This window comes from Bartonella sp. AS69XJJH (assembly GCF_042195585.1).
In the GTDB taxonomy this organism is placed as follows: Bacteria; Pseudomonadota; Alphaproteobacteria; order Rhizobiales; family Rhizobiaceae; genus Bartonella.
On the sequence record NZ_JBHIOO010000015.1, the window covers coordinates 23,507 to 39,171 of the forward strand.

The 15,665-nt window shown below is 34.6% G+C and carries 10 protein-coding genes and 4 pseudogenes; 8 read left to right on the forward strand and 6 right to left on the reverse strand.

The genetic code is table 11. The annotated features are described in order from the left end of the window. Positions 1–278 precede the first annotated feature (278 nt). Together ACFIK6_RS07215 and ACFIK6_RS07220 are read left to right on the forward strand one after the other, a co-directional pair. Positions 279–626, forward strand: a pseudogene (locus ACFIK6_RS07215) (hypothetical protein). Then, positions 613–1,127 (forward strand): annotated as a pseudogene (locus tag ACFIK6_RS07220) (hypothetical protein). Before ACFIK6_RS07215 ends, ACFIK6_RS07220 begins: the two co-directional pseudogenes overlap by 14 nt. Before the next feature lie 130 nt (positions 1,128–1,257). On the opposite strand, the gene ACFIK6_RS07225 reads toward ACFIK6_RS07220, so the two are convergent. Both ACFIK6_RS07225 and ACFIK6_RS07230 read right to left on the reverse strand, forming a co-directional pair. Further along, entirely contained in the window at positions 1,258–1,563 is a 306-nt protein-coding gene (locus ACFIK6_RS07225) for a BrnA antitoxin family protein (RefSeq protein WP_375642383.1), read from the reverse strand. Further along, a pseudogene (locus ACFIK6_RS07230) lies at positions 1,541–1,840 on the reverse strand (BrnT family toxin). The gene ACFIK6_RS07225 and the pseudogene ACFIK6_RS07230 overlap by 23 nt, the downstream one beginning before the upstream one ends. Before the next feature lie 180 nt (positions 1,841–2,020). Between ACFIK6_RS07230 and ssb the strand changes: the two are divergent. Next, positions 2,021–2,473 (forward strand): single-stranded DNA-binding protein, encoded by a 453-nt coding sequence (ssb, locus tag ACFIK6_RS07235; protein ID WP_375677502.1) that lies wholly within the window; start codon positions 2,021–2,023, stop codon positions 2,471–2,473. 92 nt (positions 2,474–2,565) lie between these two features. Here ssb and ACFIK6_RS07240 read toward each other — a convergent pair. Then, positions 2,566–3,663 (reverse strand): annotated as a pseudogene (locus ACFIK6_RS07240) (DEAD/DEAH box helicase family protein); the annotation flags it as partial. A 442-nt stretch (positions 3,664–4,105) separates the two neighbouring features. Between ACFIK6_RS07240 and ACFIK6_RS07245 the strand changes: the two are divergent. From ACFIK6_RS07245 to ACFIK6_RS07260, 4 genes are all read left to right on the forward strand, one after another. Next, a complete protein-coding gene (locus tag ACFIK6_RS07245) occupies positions 4,106–4,714 on the forward strand; it encodes a fumarylacetoacetate hydrolase family protein (protein ID WP_375677503.1) in 609 nt (202 codons plus the stop codon). A 168-nt stretch (positions 4,715–4,882) separates the two neighbouring features. Next, positions 4,883–5,362, forward strand: a complete 480-nt coding sequence (locus tag ACFIK6_RS07250) for a LysE family translocator (protein WP_375677504.1) — start codon at positions 4,883–4,885, stop codon at positions 5,360–5,362. 765 nt (positions 5,363–6,127) lie between these two features. Then, positions 6,128–7,528 carry an amino acid permease gene (locus tag ACFIK6_RS07255; protein WP_375642379.1) on the forward strand — a complete coding sequence of 467 codons (1,401 nt, stop codon included), beginning with the start codon at positions 6,128–6,130 and terminating at the stop codon, positions 7,526–7,528. Positions 7,529–8,523: 995 nt separating this feature from the next. Further along, entirely contained in the window at positions 8,524–9,915 is a 1,392-nt protein-coding gene (locus ACFIK6_RS07260; RefSeq protein ID WP_375642378.1) for an amino acid permease, read from the forward strand. Between the two features lie 113 nt (positions 9,916–10,028). On the opposite strand, the gene ilvC is transcribed toward ACFIK6_RS07260, so the two are convergent. The 3 genes from ilvC to ACFIK6_RS07275 all read right to left on the reverse strand — a co-directional run bounded on the left by ilvC (position 10,029) and on the right by ACFIK6_RS07275 (position 14,234). After that, positions 10,029–11,048, reverse strand: a complete 1,020-nt coding sequence (gene ilvC / locus ACFIK6_RS07265) for a ketol-acid reductoisomerase (protein ID WP_375642377.1) — start codon at positions 11,046–11,048, stop codon at positions 10,029–10,031. A 1,245-nt stretch (positions 11,049–12,293) separates the two neighbouring features. Beyond that, positions 12,294–13,028, reverse strand: a complete 735-nt coding sequence (locus tag ACFIK6_RS07270) for a pyridoxine 5'-phosphate synthase (RefSeq protein ID WP_375642376.1) — start codon at positions 13,026–13,028, stop codon at positions 12,294–12,296. A gap of 84 nt (positions 13,029–13,112) precedes the next feature. After that, positions 13,113–14,234, reverse strand: coding sequence for an ATP-dependent RecD-like DNA helicase (locus tag ACFIK6_RS07275; protein ID WP_375642375.1), 1,122 nt, complete (start codon positions 14,232–14,234; stop codon positions 13,113–13,115). A gap of 1,043 nt (positions 14,235–15,277) precedes the next feature. On the opposite strand from ACFIK6_RS07275, the gene ACFIK6_RS07280 reads away from it, so the two are divergent. Beyond that, the gene (locus tag ACFIK6_RS07280; RefSeq protein ID WP_375642374.1) at positions 15,278–15,544 is read left to right on the forward strand and encodes a hypothetical protein; all 267 of its coding nucleotides are present in this window, start codon (positions 15,278–15,280) and stop codon (positions 15,542–15,544) included. Positions 15,545–15,665: the final 121 nt, after the last annotated feature.

The following is a 15,665-nucleotide window of genomic DNA, read 5'->3' on the forward strand; positions in this document are numbered from 1 at the left end:
AAAAAGGCGATGAGAGAGAATTCAAGGCCACTCACGTTGGTTGAAAAGCAAAAACTTGAAGGGATTTTAAATGGTCTTGGAGGAACAGTGAAAAACACTGCAGATTAGCAAACTAGTAAAATTGCTGAGCTCTTTGGGATTAGATATATATTTAAATCGGTAAAAAGATACCGTAAAGGGCGATTTATAGATTTTATGATAAAAAATCTATAATATAAAACGCTCTGTACGGTCAAATTTGAAGCAAATAGACAAATTTGTAAAATTAGGATTAAAGTATGTTCATTTTAAAACATCTATTCTTAAAAAACCGTAAACAGCCCATGGGAAAGAGGTTTGTTGCAACAGCTGTTGGTTATGTTCCTTGGGGAGACGGAGCAGAGGAGTATTTTTACAACCTCTACGAATATGAAGACGGTACAAGAGAGTGTGAAAAGTTTGATGGCGGTCAGTATTACAAAACACCTAAGAAGGCAGATTTTAGTACCAAAGCGCAAGTGAAAGCTTAGATTTATGGGGGTGCTATTCCGAAAAGCATTCTCAATTACGAACCTCTTATAGATGAGATCAATAAAGAGATCAAAAAATTATCGAAAACCACAGGAAATAAATATGTTTACAGATAAACAGCTAAGAGCCTTGTTTGGTATTATAACTTTTATATTTTTATGTTTTTTAGGAATTAAAAAAATCTTGACTTTATTCAGAGTATTTTGACATTCGCGTCTGTTTCTTTGGTAATAGTCACAACTGTTTTTGTAATTTTATGCAATTCTAATATTCCTCTTGAATTGCAAAGCAACCCAAAATACAAATGCGGAAATACAACGGGTTGGGTGAAACTAACACGTGATTTACAACAGTATATGCACAGACTTTTAAATATAATAATTTTAGCGCTTGTCGTTTTAATTTTCCCAAGTAGTTATAAAGAAACTGTTTCTGTGCCTATTATTTCTAAGTACTTGGAGTATACGCTTTCTTTTTCATTGGGTCCTGTACTTTGGTACTCAGATATTGCTCTTTGGTATTCTTTTTTAGTCTGTGTATTTTTCCTTATGTTGCGTACACGCAGTTTAATAAATATATCTATTTACACACTACAGTGCTCCATTAAAAAGCCATAGTAAAATTTCCAATTTTATAAAACTGTTCAGATTAAATGGCGTTGTCTCTTCTCAACGTTCATAGATAAAATCAATAAGAAGATAAAAAACTATTGTGGGCTGTTTGATACTCTTTGTAGCAGGAAAGAGGTCAACGCATTGAACGAAGCATGGCGTCACGTAAAATGGCGTTAATCCGCGTTTGATATCCTTTCCCTTGACTTTTAAGCCACGCTAGAACGTCTGAATCCACACGTACTGTTGTGACAGTTTTGGTTGGTTTATAGAATGGATTGCGAACGGCGTTTTTCCAGAATGCATCATTGAGTGACGGAATATCACTATGATCAATTGCACTATCCGGCATTGCAGCCAGTTTATCAACTTCAACTCTCTGTTTATCTATCAAAGGTGATAAGTTACCTACATCAATTTCATAAAGAACTTTCTTCTTCATAACGTTTCCTTTCTTTCAAATTAGATCGCCGCGCTGAAATAATACGGATTACTTCGATACCATCTTTATCATCATGGACAGTATGCGCTACGAGCAGCAGTAAAAAACCATCTACAAGCCCTAAAGTTTGCCAACGATATTCCCCGTTTTCAATACAGTCTTGCTTAACCATGGCGAATGGGTCTGCAAAAACACGAGCAGCAATTTCAAAACTGACACGGTGCTTTCAAAGATTACTTTTTGCTTTAGTTTCATCCCATTCAAATCTTATGTTAATACATTTATGTATGTATATAAAGAGTTTTAAATGAACACTGAACTATTTATGTTTTTTTGCATATTAAATATAATTTTATATGTTAAAAAACAATAATATCCTTTTGAAATAATTGAATAAATAAGCAAATCACGCTAAGATTTTGTATGTATTAAAATACAAATTTAAGGTAAGAAAAACATGCTAAATAAAGTGATGTTAATCGGGCGTTTAGGTGCTAATCCCGAAAGCAAAACAATGAATTCTGGAGCAGAAATAGTCAATTTTAGTATAGCGACTTCTGAGAGCTATACGGATAAAAATACTCATCAAAAAGTAGAGAAAACTGAATGGCATTCAGTGGTGATTTTTAATCCACATTTAGCAAAAATTGCACTTCAATACTTGAACAAAGGTCCAAAGGTTTACGTAGAAGGCAAATTACAGGCACGCAAATGGCAAGATAAAAACGGTGGTGGACATTGTACAACAGAAATTGTTTTACCACAATTCAAAGGCGAATTATATTTGCTTGATGTCAAGAAAGATCAATCATCACCCCCTACCCCTTCACCCATCACTTTCCGAAGTTATGCTATCGCTTCAGGTGCAGCTAGTCATAGCACATCTCTTAATGATGTTATCCCATTCTAATTGATAAAATATGACAAAGAGAAAAAACGTACAAAACGTGGACGTCCTCGGATTAAAGGATGTATCAGAAAAGCAAACGGACGCATCTCAAGAGCAAAAACACCGGCAGGTACCCCAACGGGTAAAATGATATAACCTCTCTTTTTTCCTTTTGCACAACGTATGATACGCCCCACCTCCTGCATCACATCCACATGACTTTTACGGAGATGTAAAAACATGATGGCATCAAAAGCAAGAACATCCCCCCTCAGACAGATATCTTACATTGGTTAAAACACGGCAGACATTCTCTCCCGCATCTTCCTTAAGTCAATCAAGGGCTTTATTACGTTCTTTGGCCTTTGTATTCCATCAATATGATCAAAAGTACAGTGAAGAGACGGCGTATCTTTATGGACCTTATGAAGATCATACAATTCTTTCTGTATTTCTTTAGAATTGAACTTATCACGGATATGCTTAAACGTATTGATATCTTTACAAAAAGCTAAAGCCCGACGCATAAGATTTGGGTCATCCTCAAATCAACCTTCAGATCTATTTTAGCAAGGGCTTGATAACAGCCTATGATCTTGGTTTTACCATCAAGAATAAGTTCATAATTCTCATCTGTTATCAGATGTTTCATGAATTGGCTGACTTCCTCTTCATCAACACCCAGAATAATAATCTTATAGAGAGCTAAAAGTTCATTCTTAACGCCTTTAAAGAAAGTATAGGTATAGAGCTCTTTTCCATAGAGTTCTTCATCATCCATGAATGTCAAAACGACATTGATCTCATTGGCTTGTTTTTGGCATTTATCCGTAAAGATCTTTGTGGTTGCTGTCATGTACAGACGTCTTTTACCTCGCATAATGCTGTTATTATGAACCTTGATAAATTCAAATTCATTGTCGTCAGTTCCCAATGAAGCCCCAGTGGTTCTATGGGCTTCATCACAGATGATCAGATCAAATTCCGGTAAAGCATATTTCTTTTGCGCATCTGAAATCACTTGGATGGAATAATAAGTTGAAAAGACCACGATCATTTCATTTGCTTTTTCTCAAAGCTTTTGAGCATCAGTTGGTAGCTGGTAAGGCAAAATCAGATGCATCCAGACCAGCCCCATCATCATCTTGTGTTTTACGCCGCTTGCCAACTTATGTATCAGAACATACAGCAAAGAAACGCAAGGGGACTTGTGCAGGTGCGAGCGCCCTCGCATTAGTATTCCGGAAGCCTGAAAGTACTGAGTTCGAGTCAGCTTTTTTGCTTTTAGTGCTCATCGCACCTAGACATAGAAAGATATCCCATAATTCCGAGACACCCACAGAGTGGGCTCATTTATGATGGAACTTCAGGGCTTTCAGACCCTACTGATCACTGCGTAGACGACCAAAACCACTCTTTAAGTAATAAAATAATTTCAGGAAATTGGCAATCAAAATTAAAATAATCTCAAAGACTGTAAAATTGGGCACTCTTCAAAAGAGAGACAATGCTAAGAGCTGTCATCATGGTTAGTCATCAACCCACACAATACTTCTTTTTCAGAACACGCACAACGCGATATAAGAAAAAATGTTGTTTGCAAAGTTCTCTCTTGCCTATACAAAGAGAAAATGAAAAATTTGGAGGGCTCCTATGATAAATGACATTTACTGTGTTGGACGCAATTATGTTGAACATGTTCATGAACTAGGCAATGTTATTGAAGATGAACCCGTTATCTTTAGCAAGCCCAAAAGTTCACTCGTTTTAGGCAATGAAATTTATCTCCCTGATTTTTCAAAAGAAATACATTTTGAAACTGAAATTGTGCTCAAAATCTCAAAGGACGCTTTCATGGTCATGGAGGCAAAAGCAGGAGAATGCTATGATGCCGTAGCAATAGGTCTTGATCTCACAGCGCGGGATTTGCAAACAAAACTGAAAGAAAAAAAGCTTCCTTGGCTTTTATCGAAAGGATTTAAAGGCGCCGCATACGTTTCAGATTTCATAAACAAGAAAAAAATAAACAACCCAATAACCTTTGCAATGAAGCTCAATGGCGAAACAAGACAAGTTGGCAATACGAAAAACATGATCTTTAGCTTTGAGAAGATAATATCATTTTTAAGTCACTACATTCAGCTAAGACGTGGTGATCTCATATACACAGGCACTCCACAGGGTGTCGGAAAACTTTCTCAGTTTGACAGAATAGAATTGTATCTCGAAAATCAATTAATTTCAGAGCTAAAAGTAAAATGAATCATCAAATACTGGCCTTTTTCATTGTTTCATTTTTTTAGTCATCTCACTTAATTTTAGTCATCTTACAGGGGCCGAATATGGCCCTTATCATCGATAATGCAACGAGATCGGGAAGAAAGAACGCATTTACGAATGTTTTAGGATTGTGTACAGCAACATATGTGCATGGGACATTTTCCATACCTAAGTGTATCAGCGCTCATTCTCAATAACAAAACGCTATTTTTTTTAGTAAAACTCATGGGAAGCTGCTATTTATTATACATGGGCTTTAAATCAATTAAAGCTAGGATACACAGCTTAAATTCAAAAGAAAGAATATCAACGAATGAAAAGCATGCCGTCGGTAAAACAAAGCTGTTCACCAGCTATATGGACGGTTTTTTAACACAAATACTAAACCCCAAAGTATCTATATTTTACATAGCAGCTTTTCCAAAATTCTTAGCTTCTGGTGGTAGCATTAAAAAAGGCTTTGAACTTGTCACAATACATTCTTTCAATATCTTTGCATGGTTTACTTTAATGACTATTTTTATATCATTTGCCAGTACCGCTTTAAAAAAGAAACGTGTAAAAGGCTCGATTAATATCGCGACAGGAACAGTTTTATCTCTGTTCTCTTTTTTTATTTTCTTTAGATAGTTTCATCTTTTGATAACAAATTGCAAGGCTAATAGAGAAATCTTTTACTGATTCTGTCTCTCTCTATGAATAGCCCAACCTCTAACAGAGCTTATACAATCCCCTGTTCCTTTTTTCTTTGTATAACTGAGTCACGCTGCATTTTTTTATCATAGTCTCAAGGACTTTTGTGTAAACAATGTGAATTTCTCGCAATGTTTTATAAAATGTTATCAATATCTAAACAAAATCCTTATTCATCATTTTAAAAGAAATGAGCTATGATATTCCTCTTTTCGTTTATGAAACAAAAGTAACTTTTTGATTTATGATAGCATCACACAAACAAAAAAATCATTTCAATTGTCTATCATTAAAAACTGTTTCTTAAACTAAGATGAGAACTCTCAAGCGCTGTTTAAGCAAAAATTAAAACTCTCACCATTATGAATGACACCAAATAATGCACTGATTGTAAATAATAAATTTCAGAAAATTATAAAGACTTCTGACAACTTTCTGAAATAATTTTAAAAGCCCCCAAGTCTTTTAATGAACCATTGATTTGTTATTAATAACAATAAAAAGCTCCCTATTCAAATATCTGTTACGTTATTTAAAAGGAAAACATTCTCTTTTTTCAAAACCATATTCTTTTCTTTATCCACATAAAATCATAAAAAACGTTTTTTTCCTTTACACCTCATTTATATCATGCTTCGATACAGAATAATGCATTTTTTAGTGTAATTTAATCTCAAAATAATTAAAGGGAACCCCCAAAAAATGAGCTATAAACAAAATTTAAAAGACGGTCCTCAGATGAAACTACAACGTGGCCTAGATAACCGTCACGTACAACTTATAGCCCTCGGTGGAGCTATTGGAACAGGACTCTTCATGGGATCAGGAAAAACAATTAGTGTAGCAGGCCCTTCCATTGTACTCGTTTATGCTATTATTGGATGTGCCCTATACTTTGTCATGCGTGCCATGGGCGAATTATTGCTTTCTAATACACAATACCGGTCCCTTATTGATTTTTCAACCGATATGCTAGGACCGGGAATCGCTTTCTTTGTAGGCTGGAGCTATTGGTTGAGCTGGGTTGTAACTGGAGCTGCAGATATTATTGCCATCATCACTTATATGCACTTTTGGTGGCCAACGCTTAATCCATGGATTGCCGTTTTTTCTTGCATTGGTTTCTTTTTAATTTTTAATCTCTTTGCCGTAAAACTGTTTGGTGAACTTGAATTTTGGTTTGGTCTTATCAAAGTCGTAGCAATTTTAGCATTAATTGTTGTTGGTTTTTATATGATTGCTACGGGCTTTACTTCTCCCAATGGTACTGTTGCTTCTCTCAATCACGTATGGAACGATGGAAATATCTTTCCGCGAGGAATGACAGGTTTTTTTGCTGGATTTCAAATTGCCATTTTTTCTTTTGTTGGTATAGAAATTGCAGGAACCACTGCAGCTGAAGTTAAAAATCCTAAAAAAGTTCTACCAAAAGCAATTAATGCAATACCAGTACGTATTGTACTCTTTTACATCTTCTCTCTCATCGTGATTATGTCAGTCACACCTTGGGATCAAATTGTTCCAGATAAAAGCCCCTTTGTTTCGATGTTTTGGCTTGCTGGTATTCCGATAGCTGCAGGTTTGGTAAACTTTGTCGTTCTCACCTCGGCTGCCTCTTCAGCAAATAGTGGTATTTTTTCGACTAGCCGTATGATATACGGACTTGCAACACAAAAAGGTGCTCCTCCAATTTTAGGTAAGCTTTCCAAATACCATGTTCCAGCCAATGCTCTATTCTTTTCCTGCTTATGTATTTTAATAGGATATACAATTGCCTCACTTTCTCCAAGCCTCATAAGTGCTTTCACAATTGTGACAAGCATCTCAGCTATTGCATTTTTATTCGTATGGTCTGTAATTTTGGTTAGCTATATTGTGTATCGTCGCAATCACCCTCATTTGCATGCTGAATCCGTCTACAAAATGCCAGGAGGAGTTATCGTGTGTGGGATAATTTTAGTTTTCTTTGCTTTCATGCTCTATTTGTTAACATTAGAAGAAGACACCCTAACAGCTTTAAAATACGGTATATTCTGGTTTATTTGCTTAGGCATAACCTATTTTACATTTGTAAAGAAAAAAATGACTCAAGGTAACAAATAAAGTCTATACATAAAAACATCTCACAAAAGGGTAATTTTAGTTACCCTTTTTCTACTTAACTTCCTCCCCACACATCAACAAACGATGTTTCCTATCAGCGCCGGTTTGTGAACAATCCGGCTTGTTAAGGAGAATGCTGCTGACCATTTATATGGTTTACCTACATAAGGCTCTATGGGCTAGCCCTGCCCTGAATACTCACTACACATTCTAAAAATACTTAATGTGTAAAATGTTATATGCTTTATATCACTACTCTAAACAACAGTATTTTACTGCATAATAGGATAAGAAACGAGCTATTCTGTAAAGAATTCTCTATAAACTTCACTGACATTAATTTACTAATAAAACATGAGATTTTATCTAAAACTCCCTCCCCTCAAAAAATTTATATTCAATTTTTTATCAAAATTAACAATACAGCTCTAAACAAAATATATCTTAATAGACACCTGCAATAAAAAAATATTCTATGAAAATATTTTTCTATTTGAAATAAATTTCAAATAGAAAAATTTAAAAGTAAATTTCAAATATATTTTAACTACTTAAACTTATTTTATTTATATATAAATATTTATATTTAATAAATTTACAATTTTATTTATAATTTTCTGTACAAATAAATATCTATTTAATAAATAGTTTTAAATATAAAGATATTTATATAATAAATTACTATAAATTAGTATATATAAATATAAATTATTATTTAAATGCAAACAATAATAATATATAATATAATTTATATTATATATTATTATTGTAAATTATGTACAAAATATGAAAAATTAAAAAAATATAGTATAATTTATATTTTGTTTCTTATATATAAAATAATTATTCCATTAATTAATAATGTTTTTGCTTTATTCACATATAGTCATAGAAAAAAATTCCTTTACTCCTTAACCATAACGTGTTCCGATAGAAGGAATTACCTTTTTTAGGGTAATTTTTATTTAAAAATAACTAAGGAGAACTTCCCCAAAATGAACAAACAAAATTTAGAAAAAAAACCTAAGAAGAAATTGCAACGTAGCCTACATAACCGACACATACAACTTATAGCCCTTGGTGGAGCGATTGGAACAGGTCTCTTCATGGGATCAGGAAAAACAATCAGTGTAGCAGGCCCCTCAATTCTACTCGTTTATGCAATTATTGGTTGTGCTCTATACTTTGTCATGCGTGCTATGGGAGAATTATTGCTTTCTAATACACAATATCGATCTTTTATTGACTTCTCAACCGATCTTTTAGGGCCGTGTGCCGGCTTCTTTATCGGCTGGACATATTGGTTGTGTTGGATTGTCACTGGAACTGCTGAAATTATTGCTATTGTCACTTATACACACTTTTGGTGGCCTGAACTGAATTCGTGGATTCCTGTTATAATTGGTCTTATGTCCTTTTTAATTCTTAACCTCGTCGCCGTAAAACTATTTGGCGAACTTGAGTTTTGGTTTGGTTTTATCAAAATCGTAGCAATTCTAGTCTTAATTGTTGTAGGATTTTATATGATCTTTACCGGTTTTGTCTCTCCAAACGGTACGGTTGCTTCTCTTAGCCATATATGGAACGGTGGAAATATTTTTCCGCGAGGAATTACAGGCTTTTTTGCTGGATTTCAAATTGTTATTTTTGCTTTTGTTGGCATTGAACTCGCTGGAACAGCTGCTGCTGAAGTAAAGGAGCCTCAAAAAGCTTTACCACAGGCTGTTAATTCAATACCAATCCGCATTGTATTCTTTTATATATTCTCTCTTCTTGTGATTATGTCTGTGACGCCGTGGGATCAAATCAGTCCAGAAAAAAGCCCATTTGTAACAATGTATGCACTTATTGGTATTCCAACTGCTGCAGGTTTGATGAACTTTGTTGTCCTCACAGCTGCCGCATCTTCAGCAAATAGTGGAATTTTTTCTACCAGCCGTATGATATATGGGCTAGCAACACAAAAAGGCGCTCCTAAGTTTTTAGGAAAACTTTCTCGTAACCACGTTCCAGCCAACGCATTATTCTTTTCATGTTTATGCATCTTATTTGGCTATGTAATTGTATCATTATCTCAAACACTCATAGCTGCTTTTACAATTGTTACAACAATTGCCGCAACTTTGTTTATATTTGTATGGTCTATCATTTTGATCAGCTATATCGTCTATCGCCGCAATCGTCCTCTCCAGCATACTGTCTCTCCTTATAAAATGCCAGGAGGTGTTGTTATGTGTTGGGCGCTTCTTGTTTTCTTTGCATTCATTATTTATTTATTGTCATTAGAAGCTGATACTGCCATAGCTTTAAAATACACTCCAGCGTGGTTCATATTTTTAGGAATTGTATACTTTCTTTTTGGGAAAAAGAATTATGCAAAAAATTAAAAAATAAAGCTTATGTTGCAAAAAACATATAAAAAAGGGTAACTTTAGTTACCCTTTTTTATATTTATCTATCAAATTATAAAAGCTATTGATAAAATATCTCTGTAGAATCTTCAATTACGCTCTTTATCAACCAAAGCGTTAGATTTTATCCAAGGCATCATAGAACGAAGTTTTTTACCAACTTCTTCAATAGGATGATTATCATTTAAACGCCGCATACTTTTAAAATGAGCAGCACCAGCTTTATACTCTTGAATCCAATTTGACGTAAATTTACCCGTCTGAATATCCTTCAAAATACGTTTCATTTCTGCTCTGGTTTCATCCGTAATCACGCGTGGACCAGACATATATTCACCCCATTCAGCCGTATTGGAAATCGAATAATTCATATTTGCAATGCCACCTTCATACATAAGATCAACAATCAGTTTAACTTCATGTAAACACTCAAAATAAGCCATTTCCGGTGCATAACCTGCTTGTGTTAATGTTTCATAACCTGCTCGAATCAGTTCAACAAGACCTCCACAGAGAACCGCTTGTTCACCGAAAAGATCAGTTTCGCACTCTTCCTTAAATGTTGTTTCAATCACCCCAGCACGTCCACCACCAAGTCCACATGCATAAGATAATGCTACATTATGTGCATGCCCTGAAGCATCTTGCGCCACCGCTATTAAGCAAGGAACACCACAACCTCGTTGGTATTCATGACGAACTGTATGCCCTGGACCTTTAGGAGCAATCATCACAATATCAACGTTTTTTTTAGGTTCAATCAAGCCGAAATGAATGCTCAAACCATGCGCAAAAGCAATCGCTGCCCCATCGCGTAAATGATCATGAATATGTTCCTTATAAATATCAGCTTGCAATTCATCTGGTGTTGCCATCATGATGAGATCTGCCCATTTTGCCGCTTCAGCAACACTCACCACTTCAAAACCATCGGCCATAGCCTTCTTAACTGTCTCCGACCCTGAACGTAAAGCTATTTGCACATTTTTAACACCGGAATCTTTCAAATTTAAAGCGTGCGCACGCCCTTGAGAACCATAACCAACAATGGCTACTTTTTTCCCTTTAATGAGATTAACATCCGCATCACGATCATAATAAACACGCATAAGAAATTTCCTTCTTTCTCTATTTAAACTGGATTTCAGATTATTTTTATTCAATAAGAAACATTATCTTCAGGGCATCACACACTTATAAAGGCAAAAAACACCTCTTATAAGAACACAGCAATTGAATGATTTTAAAGTTTACATATTGCATAGAAAAAACTGTAGTCCCCAAACATTCCCAAAACATATACAGATCCCCAAATAAACTTCAACTGCCGTTTTACAAAAAATCTAATTACACAAAACAAGATTTCTAAAGAAAATATATCTACTAATATTTTACTCTTCTATCGTGCAACAAAACACTATATTCTAAAAATTAAGATACAATATACAATTTTTAACATGAACCAAATCAATATGGATAGCAAGAAAAATTACAAAATAACAAGTATTGTTTTAATACAACCTTCAAAATCATATACAACAATGTCTTTAGAATAATAGAGAGGAGTTTTTTTACTTTTTACGTTCTTTAATATCCACGCCTCTCACGCGAAAAAGAATACCCCCATACTGCCATTATATTATTCATTTACGGCACCTTATAAAAAACTTTAATGTGCTCGAGCCCTTTTTCAAGAATCCCCTATAATAGTCTGAGGTTTATTACACATTACTCTCTTCACTTCATAAAGCTACAAGTCGATATCATCATTCTATTTGACAGCTCTTATTGCATTAAACCTATTCATAAAAAGCATTTTCTGACTTTAAATCTGTTCATGATGAAATCATCAAAAACCTTATATGACAAAATCAGCATTGCACATAGATAAAAATATTTCTTATAAATTATCTCACTGTAAAAGCTGCCACAACATTAAATGAGCAAATAAAAGGATGATAGCAATAGATTTCATATCATCCATGAAGATTTTACGTTATACTATTTACAGATAATCCGTAAAATGAGCTCAAACATCAAGAAAATTTGTGTATTGATCCATTAAAACTCTACGCACTCCTTTACAAGGAAAATACTTTCAAAACCCTATTTCTTCTCCCTTCAAAGAAATTATAGTAGCAAGATTTTAAAACTTCCTTACAATAGACTGGTACAAGTAAAAAGCATCGCATACACTCAAAAACAAAAGATAGAAAGTGCCCAATAAACAGAGCAACAATAGAATATTTATAATGCACGCTAATAGTGCTATTTATCTAAACATATATTATTTTTTAAGATAAACTGGCAAAGCTTTATAAAAACTTCTCTTGCAATTTATAGAGAAAAAAAGATTACGATAATAACCGGATAAAACGCTGAACAGTCTCATGCATTCCATACTCTAATGCATCAGCAATGAGCCCATGGCCAATAGAAACTTCATCAAGCCAAGGAATATTTTTGACAAGAGCAGGAAGATTAGCAATCGTCAAATCATGACCTGCATTGATACCTAATTGCACCTCTTTGGCTTTTTTTGCCGCTAAAACAAGTTTATTGAGCTCTTGAATTTGTGTTGTTTTGTCCTGAAATGCACCACCGTAAGGCCCAGTATAAAATTCCACACGATCAGCCCCTATTGCTTTAGCAATATCAAGACCATCGCTAGTAGGATTAGCAAAAAGTGATACACGAATCTTTCTTTTTTTCAAATGCTGAATAATAGGTGTTAAAAACTCTGCATCATGAGCAAAATTCCAACCATGATCAGACGTTGACTGATCTGGATCATCCGGAACAAGGGTAATCTGATCAGCATACTTTTCTGCTATATCCAAAAATTGATCACTGGGATAACCTTCAATATTAAACTCAGCTGTAGGAAAATTGTTCTTGATTACAGAGTATATATCTGGCAAATCCGAAAAACGAATATGCCTTTCATCAGGGCGTGGATGAACCGTCAAACCTGCTGCTCCAGCAGCAAGCGCTATATGCCCAATATTCGTGATACTTGGCCACGGAAGATTACGTCGATTACGCAAAACAGCAACAGCATTAAGATTAACCGAAAGTTTTACCGCCATGCCCATTTCCATTTTTTTATAGTGTGTAACAAGATAGAAAAAAGGCATTTTCCATCTGAAACTTAGATGATATACATATTTCTTCTATCGAACAATCATTAAACGTTCTGCTGCGCGCGTAATTCCCGTATAAAGCCAACGCGCATACATATCACGAAATGCAAAACTTTCATCAAACAAAACAACGTTATTCCATTGAGAACCTTGCGCTTTATGAACAGTTAATGCATACCCATAATCAAAATCATCATATCGCTTTTTTAATTGCCATGAAATTTCTTGATCAGGGTTTTCAAACGCTGCTTTTAACAGTTTAATCTTTGCAACACCACGCTCACCTTCTTCTGGTTTTACAAGAAGATTAATACTTGGTTTAACAGTCTCTTTCTGTGAAGTCATAACCTTCCATAAAGAGCCATTCAACAAACCTTTAGTAGGATCATTTCGCAAACACACCAGCTTGTCTCCTGCTTGTGGATAATCTGCTGTAAATCCTTTCAACACACGCAAACGCTGATTATAAAGATAGCGCGTACGATTAACCCCTACCAATACCTGATCAGCATCTAAAACCAATTGTTGATTGACCTCTTTACGTGTAACAACGCGCGCTTCTCCATAGTCACCATAAGCAATATCGCGTCCTTCACGCACATCCATAGCAAGACGTATAATCGGATTATCTCGCGCTTGCCGATGAATTTCTGAAAGAAGAAAATCTGGTTCTCCATTGGAAAAAAATCCCCCACCTGATATAGGAGGCAATTGACCTGGATCACCCAGAACAAGAATTGGCGTCCGAAAGCTCATTAAATCACGCGCCAATTTTTCATCTACCATCGAGCACTCATCAACAATAATGAGTTTAGCTTGTGCAGCCGCACTTCTTCGATTTAATGTAAATGTTGGAGCAATAGACTTCTTTCCTGTTATTTCATCGGAAACTTCTTCTTCTCCACGTGGACAATAAATCAACGAATGAATAGTACAAGCATTGCTTGCACCTTTAGAGCGTAAAACCTGCGCTGCTTTACCGGTAAACGCAGCAAACTGAACAGAACCATCAACTGTTTCAGCAAAATGACGAGCAAGTGTTGTCTTGCCCGTCCCCGCATAGCCAAAGAGACGAAAAAGCGGAGAACGCCCTTCCTTCAACCACGCGGCAACAGCCTTCAATGCACTATCCTGTTCCGGTGAAAACTGCATAACTTACCAACATACGATTTGCATAAAAAGAGCAATATTTTGAAAAAAACGACTATCAAGAAAAACTTTTTTATTAAGAATTGCTGACACACGCCCACCTAACAACTTTCGTAGCACAATTATCAATTATTTACCCATTGCTTTTTCAAGATATTGTAACAATCTAAATTTTATCTATACATCGATCTTCTTTGTAACACCTTATACTTATCAGATAAAATATCATCTTTTACAACAGTAACACCAACAATGGAATATGCATATCTTAAATTTAAAATAACACCTATATACGCTTTTTCTAAGCAAAATTTAGAATGAGAAAAAGAGCATTGCAATTGCAAAACCCTCGCTAGAAAAAATGTCCTTAACAGGATAAGAATGATGTAGTTTTATGAATACTATTTTACACAATCAATCAGCTTTCTTGCACATAAAAATAAAGTATATCCACTATTACGAAATAATAATTAAATATATCAAAAACCTTTTGGCAGAAATAGAAATAGCTCTCAACAAAACGACTTAATCCTATGATGATACACCTATAAAGCTCCTATCTCCCTCTTATCATGATTTTAATAAATTTACTCTTTATGCTACAAACAAGTTATATCTTAACGAATAATAGAGAGACACCACAACTTATATGAAGCACGCTTTCTCTCGCACAAATATGGAGCTTTTTCTGTTTCGACAATAAAATATGATTCGTAAGTATGGCCTTCTTGGTAGTTTATTATAAGAAACTGGAACATGGATTTCAGTCCAGCATAGCACTTCAAATCCGTCCTCTAGAATATGAGAAAAGCGCAATTCTTCATCTATTGCGTCAAACTGTTTCTTTTTGTCGCAATGTGTTAAAGTTTATAAAAACGAACTGATTAATACCATTCTTATTGCTAAAAATAACAATGAAATCAAGAGGTATAATTTGTTAATAGGCTTAGCGTTATGTCAAAATATCAGCAGTAAGATTGCTTTTTGGTTGTTTTAGAAATGAAATAATGAGCTCAAATATTGATGAATGAAACGGGAGGTTTAAATTGAAAATATTAATTCCAGATGACTATCAAAAAGCCACCCTAACATTACAGTCTATTACAAAATTAATGAAATCGCATGAAGTGCTGGTTATCAATAATTTAGCTAAAGAATGTGATTTAGAAGATAAGCTCAAAGAGATAGATATTCTTATCTTAATCAGAGAGCGGACTATAGTTGATAGAAATCTTCTCCTGAAACTACCAAATTTAAAATTAATCTGCCAAACAGGAGTAACAAACTTTATTTTGATCTATATAATCAATTGATCTTTATAATCTTTTTTAAAGTACGGGATACATAAATAAAAGTGAGGGAATAGGATTTTCTAACATTTCTCTATAAAGCACGCTTCGCACAATGTTTCTAATGTTTCTTTGAAGTCTGCTA